Here is a 16,152-nt window from a genome sequence, read left to right on the forward strand (position 1 = left end):
ATGGGGTCAATCGAGAACACCCATAACACCGATGACGACGCAGGACTCGTCCCCCTCGAACTCACCGCTGCGCAACGCGGGATGTGGTTTGCGGAGAACCTCTCTCCCGATTATTCCGTTACCGTTGCTCAGTATCTCGACATCCGGGATGTCGACCGCCCACTCGATCTGCAACAGTTCCGCAAGGCCGTGGTCGCCACCGGCCGGATGCAGGAACTCGCCTTCACCCGAATCGTCGAGGTCGACGGGGTGCCGAAGCAGATCGTGGACCAGAGCATCGAGAACGATCTCGACATTCTGGATTTCCGTGAGAAACCGGATCCGGTGTCGGCGGCGCGCGAATGGATGAACGCCGACTACCAGCAGAACATGGATTTGCGGGCTGATCGGTTGGTCATTTCCACGTTGCTCAGAGTCGCCGATGACCGGAATTTCTGGTACGTCCGTGCACATCATATTGCTCTGGACGGTTATGCGGCGTTGACCGCCGTTCGTGACATTCTGAACCGATACAACGCCGCCATCGACGGAACCGAATACACCGCGCGGCCGGGCGCGAGCCTCGCTGAACTAGTCGAGGACGACAAGGCCTACATCGACGGCAGCCGTCGGGTCGCCGACCACGAGTACTGGGCGCAACGTGTTCGCGATCTCCCCGAGCGGGTCACGCTGGCGCGGCAGTCGGCCGCTGCGGCCCTGTCACCGCGCAACATCGTCTCCGGCTCGGAGCTGACCGTCGAGCAGCAGGACGAGCTCGACCGGACCGCGGCGAACCTGAACACCTCGGCGGCGGTCCTGCTCAGCGCGGGCTTCTCCGCGTATCTGGCCCGGATGGCCGGCACCGATGATGTCGTGTTGAGTCTGCCGGTCACCGGCCGCGCCACGGCCAAGATCAAGCGCGCAAGCGGAATGCTCGCCAACATGTTGCCGGTTCGGCTGCGCGACGTGTCGTCGTTGTCGATGCGGGATCTGGTCGAGCAGGCGCAGCTCGAACTCACCGGAGCGCTGCGCCACCAACGCTATCGGTTCGAGGACATCCGTCTCGACGCCGGATTGCAGGACGCGAACACGGCGTCGTTCGGGCCGATCGTCAACCTCATGTTCTTCGACAAGCCGATCGAGATGACCGGGGCCACAGTCGATTACCAGATCCTGACCTCCGGCATCCTCGAAGATCTGCGCCTCAACATCTACCAGGCCAGCCCGGGTGCCCGACTGGTCGTCGACCTGCACGGCAACCCCAATCTCTACACGGCCGACGAGATGGATGTGCACCTGCGTCGATTGCTCGTGTTCCTCGACCGGGTGTTCACCGACCTCGACACGGTGATCGGGGATGTGGACATCCTGATCGACGGTGAATCGGCAGAGATGGTCGAACTCGGCAAGGGGCCGCGGCGCGACCTGCCCGCTCCGACCGATCATCTGCTCGACGCATTCGAGCAGCAGGTGCGTGACGATGCCGCCGCGGTCGCCCTGGAGTTCTCCGGGCGTGAGTGGAACTATGCCGAATTCGATTCTCTGCGAAGGCAATTGGCTCACTCGCTGCGTGCAGACGGGGTCGGTCGCGGCGATCGGGTGGTGGTCGCGCTCGACCGTGGTGTGGCCCAGGTGGCCGCCATCTACGCCGTGCTCACCCTCGGCGCCGCCTACGTGCCGGTGGACCCGCAGGCCCCCGACGAACGGCGCCGGGTGATCGCCGAGACGGTCGGCGCCCGACTCGTCCTCGACGATGCACACCTGCGGCGCATCGGATTCGATCCCGACACGGCGCCCGGCGACGTGCCGCGTGTGTCCCGGGTCGGCGGGGGCGGCGAGCCCGCCTACGTGTTGTTCACGTCCGGGTCCACCGGCACGCCAAAGGGTGTGCAGGTGTCGCATCGCGGGGTACTCAACCGTTTGGCGTGGATGCAGGACAACTACCCGATCGGTCCCGGCGACGGGGTGCTGTACAAGACGCCGTTCACCTTCGACGTGTCGGTGTGGGAGTTGCTGTGGCCGCCGGCGCACGGCGCGCGCACCGTGATCGCCCGTCCGGGCGGACACCGCGACCCCGAATACCTTCTCGATCTGATCGCCCGGCACGGCGTCAACGTGGCGCATTTCGTGCCGTCGATGCTCGACGTCTACACCGAGGTCCTGCAGAACGACGGCCACGACACGTTGTTCCCCGATGCGATGCGGCGGATCTTCACCTCGGGTGAGGCGCTCGGCCGGTTGCTCGCGGATCGGGTGCTCCAGGGATCGTCGGCGGATCTGGTCAATCTCTACGGTCCGACCGAGGCCGCCGTCGACGTCACCGAATACCGGGTGACACCCGCCGACGTCCCGGTGCCGATCGGCCACCCCGTCGCCAACACGGACGTGCACGTCCTCGACACCCGGCTGCGCCAGGTGCCCTCCGGCGTGGCCGGCGAGCTCTACCTGTCGGGCTGCCAGCTGGCCGACGGTTACGTCGGTCGCAGTGACCTGACGTCGGATCGGTTCGTGGCCAACCCCTTCGGGCCGGCGGGCTCGCGGATGTACCGCACCGGCGATCTGGTGCGCTGGGGCATCGACGGCGAGCTGGATTACCTGGGGCGCACCGATTTCCAGGTCAAGATCCGCGGGCAGCGCATCGAGCCCGGCGAGATCGAGTCGGTCCTGGACCGGATGCCGGGCATCGACGGCGCCGCGGTGGTCCCGCGCACCGATCTCGGTCCGGGGCCGGTCCTGGTGGCCTATCTGCGATGCGACGACGGTTCGGTCACCGAGGGAGCTGCCCTCTCGTGGTGTCGACGTCATCTGCCCTCGCACATGGTGCCGTCGGCCGCGGTGTTGCTCGACCAGTTCCCGGTGACGGCGACGGGCAAACTCGACCGCAGACGACTGCCCGCCCCGGATCTGAGTTCCGCCCTCGCCTATGAGGCGCCGCGCACGCCCGTCGAGCAGACCCTGGCCAGGCTGATCGCCGAACTGCTGGGTGTGGAGCGGGTCGGTCTGCGCGACAACATCTTCGCCCTCGGTGGCGACTCGCTGTTGGCAGCCCGACTGGTGGCGCGAGCGCGTGTGGAACACCGGGTCCGTGTCGACCTGACCGATGTCTTCACCGCGATCGACGTCGGCGAGATCGCGGAGCGGTCGGGACCGGCCGACGACGGACGACCGCCGCTGGTCCGGGTCGACGAGCGGCCCGAGACGATCCCGCTCTCGCATGCCCAGACCCGACTGTGGTTCGTCAACCGGATGGATCCGGCTGCGCCGACCTACAACATGCCGGGCGCGGTCCGACTCGGACACGACATCGATGTCGAGGCGTTGACGGCAGCGATCGCCGATGTGGTCGGGCGACACGAGACGCTGCGGACACGCTTCGGTTCGCGGGGTGGCGAACCCGAACAGGTCATCCTGTCGCTCGACGAGGCACTCGAGTCGATCGACACCGAGGTCGCATCGGTGGGCGAGCGTCTCGGCGAGGTGATCGCCGCGGAGGCATCCCGCGGATTCGACCTGGTCGGAGACATCCCGTTCCGGGCCAGGGTGCTGCGCGACGAGGACGGAGTCGTCCTCCTGCTGGTGCTGCACCACATCGCCGGTGACGGATTCTCGCTGCTGCCGCTGATCCGGGATCTGTTCGACGCCTACACCCGGCGGGTGGCGGGCGAGAGGTCGGCTCCCGAGCCGCTCGACGTGCAGTACGCAGACTTCGCGATGTGGCAGCATCGACTGCTCGGCACGCCCGACGACCCGACCCCGATCGCGGCCGAGGGGCTGCGTTTCTGGGTCGAGGAACTCGACGGACTGCCGGGTTTTCTGCCGCTGCCCACCGATCACCCCCGTCCGCTTCTGGCCACCGGTGGCGGCGGATATGTCGACGCGTCGATCGACGACGAGCTCGCCGCCGACATCCGCACCCTCGCCGGGCAGCACAACGTGACCCCGTTCGCGGTGCTGCATGCCGCGTTCGCCCTGGTGCTGGGGCGTTGGGCCGATGTCGACGAGGTGGCGATCGGTACCGCGGTCGCCGGACGGGACGAGCCCGCCACCGCCGACCTCGTCGGCATGTTCGTCAACACCGTCGTGCTGCGGACACCGCTGCATCCCGCCGACCGTGTCGCTGATCTGCTCGACCGCGCCCACGACACCCGGACCCGCGCCATGGCGCACGCCGACATCCCGTTCGAGCGGGTGGTGGAGGCCGTCGCGCCGGAGCGCTCGGCCGCACACACACCGCTGTTCCAGGTGTCGCTGACGATGCACCCCGGCCAGGCCCAGATCCTGGACTCGCTGACCGAATCGGCCGAGTTCCTCGACGCACGGGTCCCGTCCGCCAAATTCGATCTGTCGCTCACCGTCACCGATCAGGTCCGCGGCTCCGGCTATGACCTCGAATTGTCCTACGCCTCGGACATTTTCGACGAGCAGTCGGTGCAGCGGTGTGTCCGGCAGCTGATCACGGTCCTGCGCGGCATGATCGCAGGCCCCGACCGCCCGATCGCCGCCCTGGATCTGCTCGACGCCGCGGAGGTCGAGGCGCTCACCGTGCCCGCGGCCGCACGTGCCGTCCCGGAGACCTTGCGGGATCTGCTCGTCGACGGTGTGGCGCGGGCGAATCCGGCAGCCGTGGCGATCGGCGGTGCGGCCACCGTGACCTGGTCGTCGCTGGCCGCGCAGACAAACCAGCTGGCCCGCGAACTCGCCGGCCGAGGCATCGGCCCCGGTCAGGTGGTGGCGCTGTGCATCCCGCGGTCGCACCACTCGGTGATCGCGACGGTGGCGGTCGCCCTGTCCGGCGCCGCGTTCGTCAGCATCGACCCGGCGCATCCCGCGAGCAGACTCGCCGAGATCCTGGACGACTCCGGCGCCGTCCTGGGGCTCACCACCCTGGACGTACACGACAAGGCCCCGGCCGGGGTGCCCTGGCTGGTGATCGACGAGGAGGACGTCGAGCTCCGACTCGCTGGTCACAGCGGCGCGCCGGTGCACAACCGGGAGCTGACCCGGGAGCCCCTGCTCGACGATCTCGCCTACCTGATCTACACATCGGGGTCCACCGGACGGCCGAAGGCCGCGGCGATCAGCCATCGGGGTCTGGCCAATGTGGTCGCCAACCAGCAGGAGATCCTGGGCCTCGACCAGCGTTCCCGGGTGCTGCACGTCGCGTCCCCGAGTTTCGACGCGTCGATCTTCGAACTGGCGATGGCGTTGTGCACCGGAGCCGAGCTGGTCGTCAGCCCGGCAGGCGTGTTCGGCGGCGACGATCTCGCCGAGCTGATCGATCGGCACCGCGTCACCCACGCGGTGATGACACCGTCGGCACTGGCCACGCTGGAACCGGCCGCGGTGCCCTCGCTGACCCGGGTGATCAGCGTCGGCGAAGCCTGCCCGCCAGACCTGATGCGACGCTGGGCGAAAGCCGGTCGGGCCTTCTTCAATCTCTACGGCCCCACCGAGGTGACCATCTGGGCCACGGCGGCCGGTCCGCTCCACGACGGCGACGAGGTGACGATCGGTCCTGCCGTCCCGGGGGTGGGAGCACTGGTGCTCGACCAGGGGCTGCGGCCGGTCCCGGTCGGTGTGCCCGGTGAGCTCTATCTGTCCGGCATCCAATTGGGACAGGCCTATCATCGCCGCACCGACCTCACCGCGACACGGTTCGTCGCCGACCCGTTCGAGCCGGGTGCCCGGATGTATCGCACCGGTGACCGCGCGATGCGCAGTGCCTCCGGCGATCTGCACTACCTCGGTCGCACCGACTTCCAGCTCAAGATCCGTGGGCTGCGAATCGAGCCGGGCGAGGTCGACGCCGCGATCCTGCGCCACCCGCAGGTCACCGAGGTGGTCAGCCTCGGCGTGGCAGGCCCGGGCGGCGAGGACGCACTGGTCTCGTACGTGACCCTGGTGGACGGCGCCGCGGTGACCTCCGCACACATCCTCGAACATGCGGCGGCACATCTGCCCGGCTACCTGGTTCCCCGGGCCGTGGTGATCGTCGACCGGTTCCGGCTGACCACGGCCGGCAAGATCGACCGGAAATCCCTTCCGCCCGCGGACTTCTCGACGTCCACCCCGTATCGCGCCCCCAACTCGCAGCTCGAGGTGGTGGTCGCGGGCATCTTCGGTCAGGTGCTCGGACAGGACCGGGTCGGCGCCGACGCCGACTTCTTCGATCTGGGCGGCAGCTCGTTGTCGGCGACCAAGGTGACGTCGCGACTGTCGGCGCTGCTCGATCGGCAGGTGCCGGTCAAGCTGCTCTTCGAATATCCGACGGTCGCCACGCTGGCGCATGCGTTGTCCGGTGGACCGGCAGGCCATGGTGCACCGCCGCTACTGGCGCGCAGCCGCGCCGAACTGGTCCCCGTCTCCGGGATGCAGCGCGGGCTGTGGTTGATCAGCCGGGCCGACCCGGACACGGCAGCCTACAACGTCGCGATGGCGCTGCGGTTCACCGGTGAACTCGACGTCGCCGCACTGCAATTGGCGACCGCCGACCTGGTCCGCAGGCATGAGGCGTTACGGACAACCTATCCGATGATCAACGGTGACCCGATCCAGGTGATCATCCCGGCCGACGTCATCGACAGCGACCTCACCGTGGAGGTCCGCGAGGTGGAGGGGTCCCTGCCCGAGGCGATCGCCGAGGTCACCGGTCAGGGTTTCGACATCACGACCAACCCGCCGGTGCGTGCGGTGCTGCTGCGGGTGTCGGCCACCGAGCACGTCTTCGCCGTCGTGGTCCATCACATCAGCGCCGACGGCGCGTCGATGGCGCCGTTGGCCCGCGATCTCATGACGGCATACGCGGCACGCAGCGCGGGCGCCGAGCCGGCGTGGAAACCACTCGCGGTCCAGTACGCCGACTACAGTCTGTGGGCCTCCGAACGGCTCGCCGTGGTGGATGAGGACGGTGCCACCGAGGAACAACGGCAGCTCGAGTACTGGGATCAGCGCCTGGCCGGCGCACCCGAGCGACTGGACCTCCCGTTCGATCGCCCACGTCCCAAGACCCCCGACTTCGTCGGCGATGCAGTCGATTTCGAGATCCCCGGATCGGTGGTGGGTCGGCTGGACGCGGTTGCCCGGCAACACCACACGACCGCGTTCATGGTCACCCACGCCGTCTTCGCGTTGCTGCTGAGTCGCCTGTCCGGACGGGACGACGTGGTCATCGGGACCCCGTTCGCCGGTCGTGGCGAGCAGAGTCTCGAGGACGTCGTCGGCATGTTCGTCAACACGCTCGCCCTGCGCACCCGCATCGATCCCGGCGAGCGATTCGTCGATCTGCTCGAACGTGTCCGCAACGACGACCTCGCGGACATGTCGCACACCGACGTGGCCTTCGACACGATCGCATCGCGCATCCTGTCGCGGCCGCCGAGTTCCTACAACCCGGTCTATCAGGTGATGTTGGCGTTCCAGGATCTGGAGTTCCCGACGTTGCAGTTCGAGCACCTGACGGTCGGCCCGGAGAACGAGGAGTTGACGGCGGCGAAGGTCGACCTGCAACTCACCGTCTACCCGAACGATCCGGAGCCGGAACGTCGTGGCGGCGGCATGCGTGCCCAATTCCTCTACGCCACAGAGCTGTTCGACCGTTCCACGGTGGAGCGCATCGCCGCCCGGTATGTCCGGGTGCTGGCCGCGGTCGCCGACGAGCCCGAGATCGTGGTCGGGGATATCGCGATCCATCTCGACGACGAGGTGGTGGCGTCGACCGAGGAGTCGGCGCCGGTCCGACTTCCGGAACTGGTGTCGACGGCCGGAGCAGCAGAACCCGAGGCGGTGGCCGTCGACGGTGCGATCCCGGTGACCTTCGGTGATCTCGATGTGATGGTCGCGGCGATGAACGCGGCCGCCCCCGACATCGATTCGGCGCTGACCATGGCGTTGATGACCCTGGTCCCGGGGCTGGCCGAATCCGGACCGGAAGAGTTCGATCGGTTGCTGCACGAGCTGGCCGACCGGGCGAATGCGGTTCTCGTCCGACATCGAGAACCCTACGAGCAACCCACGGATTCGATGAGACCGGAAGGCAGCGAACGAACGTGATCGGAATCGGTGTCGACGCGGCAGACATTTCCACGAGATGGGGGCAGCGTCCGCCGACGCGAGACCTGATCACCATCGCAACCGCGCTGGAACCGGAGACGACGGCCCTGACCGGGCCGAACGGTCCGGTGACCTTCGCACAGTTGCACGGTCGGGTGTCGGCGACGGCGGATGTGTTCGTCGCGCGCGGTCTGGACACCGAGGCGGCGGTGAGTGCCATCGTCACCACTCTGGTGCCCAAGACCGGGCTCGATCCGGCGGGTCTGGCCGCCGCTATCCAGTCGGCGCTCGGCGACATCCGGGCTGCCGCGTGTGCGGTCGCCGGAACCACCGACTGGGGTTCGCTGCCGGGTGTGTTCCGTTCTGCAGCACATCGTTTCGCCGACCGGACGGCGGTGAGCGATCTGACCGGCGCATCGCTGTCCTATCGGGAACTCGACGACCGCTCGGATGCCGTCGCCGCGGGGCTGCGTGCCGCCGGTGTCGAGGCCGGTGGTGTCGTCGGGTTGGCGACCGCGCGCACCGTCGACGTGATGGTGGCGATCCTTGGCATCCTCAAATGTGGTGCCACCTACCTGCCGTTGGACACGTCGCATCCGGCCGAGCGGTTGGAGTTCGTCGTGCAGGATGCGGCGCCCGCGCTGATCGTCACCGATCACGACGGTCGCGACGCACTGGGTTTCCTGTCCGTCGAGCGTTGCACCATCGACGAACTCGTCGACGGTGGCGCCGAGTGGTCGGAGGGGCTTGCGACCACGGTCGACCCACGCTCGGCGGCGTACATGATCTTCACGTCGGGCTCCACGGGACGGCCCAAAGGCGTTGTGGTGGAACACCGCAGCGTCCTGCAGTTGATGTCGGCGGCGCAGCGGCACTACGGATTCACCCACGATGACGTCTGGACGATGTTCCATTCGTACGCGTTCGACGTGTCGGTGTTCGAGATGTGGGGCCCGCTGCTGTTCGGTGGTCGGCTGGTGGTGGTGGATTTCCTCACCACCCGCAGTCCCGACGAGTTCGCCGAACTGCTCACCACCGAGGCGGTCACGGTGGTCTCACAGACACCGTCGGCGTTCTACCAACTCGCCGCAGCTGTCCGTCCGGGACATCGCCGGTTGCCGCCGAGCGTTCGGTACATGGTGTTCGCGGGCGAGGCCCTCGATTTCGCACAGGTGCGCCGGTGGTACGCCGACCGACTCGAGTCCGAGGGCGTCGTCGGTCCGGTGCTGGTGAACATGTACGGCATCACCGAGACCACGGTGCACTCCTCGTTCCGGGCGTTGAGCCCCGAGTTCGTCGAGACGGCGAAGGGGTCGGATGTCGGTGCGGGATTGCCGGAGCTGACGATCCACGTGCTCGACGACCGCTTGCGGCCGGTACCCGACGGTGTCCCCGGGGAGATCTATGTCAGCGGCACCCAGGTCACGCGCGGCTACCTGGGACGTCCGGGATTGACGTCGACGCGGTTCGTCGCCGATCCGTTCACCGGCGAGCGGATGTACCGCAGCGGCGACGTGGCGATCCGCCGCGACGACAGTCTGGAGTACCTGGGACGATCCGACGCGCAGGTGAAGCTGCGTGGTTTCCGCATCGAACTCGGCGAGGTGGAGTCGGCTCTGCTGGCCGCCCCGGGCGTGGACGCGGCCGCGGTCGCGGTCAAGCAGCGCGACGGTGGCGACGAGCTGCTCGTCGGATACGTCGTGCCCGAGTACGGCGCCGAACTCAGCGGCGCCGAGATCCGCATCGCCGCGGCCGGAGCGCTGCCCGGTTACATGGTGCCCGATGTGGTGATGCCGATCGAGGCGTTGCCGCTGACGGTGAACGGCAAACTCGACCGCCGCGGTCTTCCGGAACCCGAGATCCAGGGTGCGGCAGAGTATGTGGCCCCCGCGACCGATGCGGAGAAGATCCTGGCCGAGATCGTCGCCGACGTTCTGGGCCTCGACCGTGTGGGTGTCACCGAGTCGGTGTTCGATCTCGGTGGCAACTCGTTGGCGGTGGCACGGATCGTCGGCCGGGCGGGGGAGGCGTTCAACGTCGACCTGTCGGTCCGCGATGTGTTCGAGGCCCCCACGGTGCGCGGACTCGCCGGCGTCATCGCCGACAGCCGGGCAGGTTTGGCGCCGGTGCTGCCCGCCACACCGCGACCCGCGCGGATTCCGCTGTCCTTCGCGCAGGCCCGGATGTGGTTCATCAACCAATACGACCCGTCGGCGGCCACCTACAACATCCCGGTCCTGCTGCGTCTCGACGGTGATCTGGACCCGACGGCGTTGCGGGCGGCGCTCGCCGATGTGGTGGTCCGGCATGAGGTGCTGCGCACCACGTTCCCGTCGATCGACGGCACGCCCGTGCAGGCGATCGACGGTCCGGAGATGGTGGCGGGGCGGCTGGACTGGGACGAGGTGGAATCGGATGCAGCGCTCGAGAGCGCGGTGTCGACAGGTTTCGACGTCACCCGACAATGGCCGCTGCGGGCGCGCCTACAGGACCGCGGTCGTGGCGAGCACCTGTTCGCCCTGGTGGTCCACCACATCGCCGCAGACGGTGAGTCCATGGGACCACTGGTCGCCGACGTGGTCGCTGCCTATGCGGCCCGCGTCGCGGGGCAAGAGCCCGAGTTCGCGCCGCTCGACGTGCAGTTCGCCGACTTCGCGATCTGGCAGCACGACGTGCTGGGAACCGTCGATGATCCGGAATCGGTGGTCGGACAACAACTCGCGTACTGGTCGGAACAGTTGGCCGACCTGCCCGATGTTCTGGAGCTGCCCACCGATCATCCACGCCCGACGGTCGCGTCCCTGCGTGGGGCACCGGTGTCGTTCGAGGTGCCCGGATGGGTGATCGACCGGATCGAGATCCTCGCCCGCGAACGCGGGGTCACGCCGTTCATGGTGGTGCACGCGGCGCTGTCGGTGTTGTTGGCGCGTCTGTCGGCCGGTGACGACATCGCGGTCGGCACCCCGATCGCGGGTCGGGGACAGCAGGTCCTCGATCCGCTGGTGGGCATGTTCGTCAACACCCTGGTACTGCGGACGCAGATCGACACGGACGCTTCGTTTCTCGACGTTCTCGAGCACGTACGCGCCGTCGACCTCGACGCCTTCGCACACGCCGATGTCCCCTTCGAGACGATTGTCGAGCGACTCGCGCCGGTGCGCTCGGAGGCATTCGCCCCGCTCACCCAGGTACTGCTGTCGTTCGATCAGTCGGTGCTGGCCGAATTCGCGAGCGGGGGTGTGCTGGCCGACGACATCGCCGGGGTCGAGGTGAGTTCGTTGGCGGTCGACATGGTTCCCGCCAAGGTCGATCTCACGGTGGGGATCACCGATGGTGGCGACCGCTGGCACGGATCGCTGATCTACGCGACCGACCTGTACTCCGAAGAGACCGCCGAACACCTGGCGGCGCAACTGGTCCGGCTGCTCGACGCGTTGACCGCAGAACCTGGTGTCGCGGTCGGCGACGCATCTCTTCTCGACGAGGAAGACCGCGCCGGTCTGACTCCGGTCCGGGGCGCCCCGGCCGCGACGCCCCGGCATCTGGCGGATGTGTTCGCGGAACTGACTCTGCGGCAACCGGACCGGATCGCGGTCACCGACGGCCACGGTGTCGCGCTGACCTACGCGCAACTCGATGCACGTGCCAACCGTCTGGCGCGATGGCTGATCTCGCGCGGGATCGGGGCGGAGTCGCTCGTCGCGTTGGCTCTCGGCCGTTCTCCGGAACTGCTCACCGCCATGTGGGCGATCGCCAAGACCGGCGCGGGCTACCTGCCCGTCGATCCGGACTATCCGGCCGACCGCATCGAGCACATGCTCGTCGATTCCGGTGTCGCCCATGGTCTCACCACCGATCAGGTACGTGCGTCGCTGCCGGACGGCCCGCAGTGGACGACGATCGAGGACCTCGCGGGGGCCGACGGTATCGAACGGTTCGAGGACCGACCGGTCGACGACACCGAACTCGTGGCTGCGCGACATCTCGACGCGGTGGCCTACGTGATCTACACGTCCGGGTCCACGGGGGTGCCCAAGGGCGTGTCGGTCTCCTACCGGGGCATCCACAATTTCGCGGTCGCCGAGATCGATCGCTTCGGGACCGGTCCGGACTCCCGTGTCCTCGGGTTCGCCTCACCGAGTTTCGACGCGTCGATCCTGGAATGGCTGATGGCCTCGGCATCCGGTGCCGCGCTGGTCTATCGGCCGGACGGGGTGCTCGGCGGCGACCAGCTGGCGCAGTTCATCCGCGAGCAGGCACTGACGCATGTCTTCCTGACTCCGACGGTCCTGACCACCCTCGAGCCCGAGTCGGTGCCTGCACTCGCGGTCCTGGGCTCCGGGGGAGAGGCGGTCTCGCAGGCCCTGGTGGATCGTTGGGCCGGCCGTCTGCTCTTCTACAACGCCTACGGCCCGACCGAGGCATCGGTTGCGGTGGCGATGAGTCGCGCCCTCACGCCCGGTTCGCCGGTTCACATCGGTGGCCCGGTGCCGGGAGTCGGCCTGATGGTGCTCGACGCGCGCTTGCACCCGGTCCCGGTGGGGGTGCCCGGCGACCTGTACGCGGTCGGTGTCGCGTTGGCGCGAGGCTACCTCGACCGGCCCGGACTGACCGCCGAGCGGTTCGTCGCCGATCCCCACGGCGACGGCGAACGCATGTACCGCACCGGCGACGTCGTGCGGTGGCGACGTGTCGCACCGGACGAGCTGGTACTCGAATACGTCGGGCGCAGCGACGATCAGGTGAAGCTGCGCGGTCTGCGCATCGAGCTCGGCGAGATCGAGGCGGCGCTGGCCTCCCATCCCGGTGTGTCGGCGGCGGTGGTGGTGGGTGTCGGGGGCTCGGTGGCGAGCGCGTTGGCCGCCTACGTGGCGGCCGACGACACGGTCGACGCCGCACGCCTGCGCGATCATGTCGCCGCGCGGTTGCCCGCGCACATGGTCCCGGCGAGTATCGCCGTGCTGGACCGGTTGCCGCTGACGCCTGCGGGCAAACTGGATCGCAGGGCATTGCCCGACCCCGTGATCGACACCGGCACCGAGGATTACGTGGCCCCCGAGACCTCGGTGGAGCGCAGGCTCGCCGAGGTGATGGCCGGAGTGCTCGGGGTCGATCGGATCAGTGTCGTCGAGTCCTTCTTCGCCCTCGGCGGCGATTCGATCCTGTCGATCCAGTTGGCGTCGGCGGCGCGTGCCGCCGGGATGGTCGTCTCTCCGCGAGATGTCTTCGAACACAAGTCGGTTCGCGCACTCGCCCGGGTGGTCACGGGCGGCGGCGATCGCGTGCCGTTGCTCGAGGAACCCGACGACGGCGGAGTCGGGGAGGTGGCGACGCCTCCGGTGGTGGCGTGGATGGCCGAACTCTCCGATTCGGTAGCCGACATCGCAGATTTCTCGCAGTCGGTCGTGCTGGTGGCCCCGGACGGCCTCCACACGGATGTGCTCGAGCGGGTACTCGGCGAGGTCATCGCCGCCCACCCGATGCTGTCGGCCCGCTTGGTGTCGACCGATGACGGCTGGGCGGTGATGTCGGGTGTCGGCGGGCGTCCGACGGTCACCCAGACGGTGGTGTCCGCTCCGGTCGGATCGGAGGTCTTCGACGAGGCGCTGCGCACGGCGCACGCAGCCGCCCTGCGGAGGTTGGACCCGACTGCGGGTCGGCTGGTGGCCGCCGAACTCGTCGTGGGATCCGACGCGGGCAGAGTCGTGCTGGCCATCCACCATCTCGGCGTGGATGCGGTGTCGTGGTCGATCCTGCTCGAAGACGTCATCACCGTGTGGGGTCAGGTCGTCGCGGGACAGGACGTGTCCATACGGCCCGAGATCACCTCGGCGCGCGCCTGGCACGCGGCGGTGACCGACCAGGTGGACCGGCGAGACGCGGAGGCACCCTACTGGCTGTCCCGATTGCCCGAGCCGACGAACCTCGGTGTCGCTGTCGATCCGGTGCGCGACAGGCTCTCGTCGGTGCGCTCGATACGACACCGGGTGGACGCCGACGTCTCGGAGGCGTTGGTCACCGCGGTACCTGCGGCCTTCGGCGCCCACGTCAACGACGCTCTCGTCGCCGCGCTGGCGCGTGCCGTGCGGTCCTGGCAGAACGCTCGCGGAATCGATGAGGACACGCCGGTCGGCGTCCTGGTCGAAGGCCACGGACGCTACGAGGACAGGGCGGTGATCGGTCCGCGGCCGCGCCGCGCCGACCTGTCGCGAACGGTCGGCTGGTTCACCACCATCGCCCCGATGCTCGTCGACCCGTCGACGGATGTCGTGCACGCGGTGAAGGCCGCCAAGGAGGAACGGCTCGGACAACCCGATCACGGGATGGGTTTCGGCCCATTGCGATTCGGTGGCGACCAGCGCCTCTCCGGTCGGGCGCTGCCGACCATCGGTTTCAACTTCTTCGGCGTCGGTGGACGAGGTCGTGACGACGCGTCGGTCGGGATTCCGTTCGCCGTCGACGCGCAGGCACCGGTACTGCCCGCGACGGTGTCCGGGGCGATGGGTGCCACCGGTGCGGTGACGCTGAACGTGGGTATGGCCGGGACCTCGGCGGGCAGGCAACTCGTCGCCGACGTGTTGTTCGCCGAACACGTCCTGTCCGCCTCCGACGCGGAAGACCTCATCGGCCGGTGGTCGGTGGAACTGGCCGGTGTGGTCGCGAGCATTCGGAGCGGCGATCCGGGCCTGTCTCCGTCGGATGTCCCGGGCACGGGCGTCACGCAGGCCGATCTCGATGCGTTGGCGCTCACCCATCCGGGCGCGCAGGTGTGGCCGCTGGCCACTCTGCAGAAGGGTCTGTATCTACAGTCGGCGCTCGCCACCGCCGACGACGGGCACGAGGCGGTCGACGTCTACGTCAGTCAGGCGACATTGCGGTTGACCGGGGATGTCGACGAGGAGCGGCTGCGGGCGGCGGTCGAGAGTCTGCTCGAACACCATCGGGTGTTGCGGTCGGCGTTTGTCACCACCGACGGCGGTGCGGTGGTCGCGGTCGTCGGCGATGATGTCCGGATACCCTGGCGCACGGTCGAACTCGGGGAGATCGACGACGCCCGACGCCGGTCCGTCGTCGACGACGTGATCGCCCACGAGCGGGTGACCCCGTTCGATCTCGCCGAACCGCCGCTGCTGCGGGTGGTGGTGCTGCGTGACGCGGTGGGCGTCACGGTCGTCATCACCAACCACCACATCCTGTTCGACGGTTGGTCGGGACCTCTGGTCCTCGCGGACCTGCTCGCCCTGTATGCCGCGGGGGCCACCTACACGGGGCAGATCGGCGACGGCGCAGCAGATTTCGCCGATCACGTGCGTCGTCAGGCCGTCGCCGATCGTGAGGCGGGAATCGCCGTCTGGCGTGATGTGCTCGCTGCGCTGGAGGGCTCGACACTGGTCGCGCCGGGCGTGGAGGCGACTCGCGATGCATTGCCGCGTGACCTGACGGTGCAGGTGGGAGCGGAGGTGACCGCAGGGCTGGAGGCTGCGGCGCGGGCATCGGGGGCGACGGTCGCGACCGTGCTGCAGTTCGCGTGGTCGGTGCTGCTGTCGCGGTTGACCGGCAACCGGGTCGTCGTGTTCGGCGAGACGGTGTCGGGTCGTCCGGCCGATCTCGAGGGTGTGGCCTCGATGGTGGGGCTGTTCATCAACACCCTGCCGGTCGTGGTGGACGTCGATCCGGGCCGTCGCATCGCGGAGGTGATCGCCCGGCTACAGGAGTCGAAGGTCGAGGTGCTCGATCATCAGCACCTCGGTCTGGCCGACCTGATGCGGGTCGCCGACGCTGCGGCGGGTGGACCGCTCTTCGACACGCTCACGGTGCACGAATCGTATCCGGTGGACACCGAGGCCCTCGCCACCGCCGACGCCACGGCGACCGGTGGGCTGGAGATCGCGGACATCGCGCTGAGCGATTCCACCCACTACCCGCTGAACATGGTCACCTCGCCTCACGGGGACCGGCTGTCGGTGACACTCAAGTACCTGCCCGCGGCCTTCGGCGATGAACAGATCGGCGTGTTCGCCGACGCTCTGATGCAGATCCTGCAGACGATCGCGACCGCACCCGACACCGTGGTCGCCGACGTCGCGCTGGTCGACGACGCACGCCGCCGCCTGATCGCCGCCG

The 16,152-nt window shown here is 68.5% G+C and carries 2 protein-coding genes (1 of these 2 cut by a window edge); both read left to right on the forward strand.

The genetic code is table 11. The features are described from left to right. Complete coding sequence (locus AAFP35_RS05795; RefSeq protein ID WP_419220604.1) at nucleotides 1-8,028, forward strand: amino acid adenylation domain-containing protein; 8,028 nt, start codon at nucleotides 1-3, stop codon at nucleotides 8,026-8,028. Then, nucleotides 8,025-16,152 carry the 5' end (the start) of a non-ribosomal peptide synthase/polyketide synthase gene (locus AAFP35_RS05800; protein WP_419220605.1) on the forward strand. Its footprint extends 16,844 nt past the window's final position, so 8,128 of the gene's 24,972 nt are visible here — the first part of the coding sequence; its start codon is at nucleotides 8,025-8,027; the stop codon falls past the right edge of the window. The genes AAFP35_RS05795 and AAFP35_RS05800 overlap by 4 nt, the downstream gene beginning before the upstream one ends.

This window comes from Gordonia sp. CPCC 206044, assembly GCF_048537895.1.
Lineage (GTDB): Bacteria > Actinomycetota > Actinomycetes > Mycobacteriales > Mycobacteriaceae > Gordonia.

Coding starts and splice junctions, on each gene's coding strand:
- AAFP35_RS05795 (WP_419220604.1), top strand. CDS start 1: ATGGGGTCAATCGAGAACACCCATAACACCGATGACGACGCAGGACTC.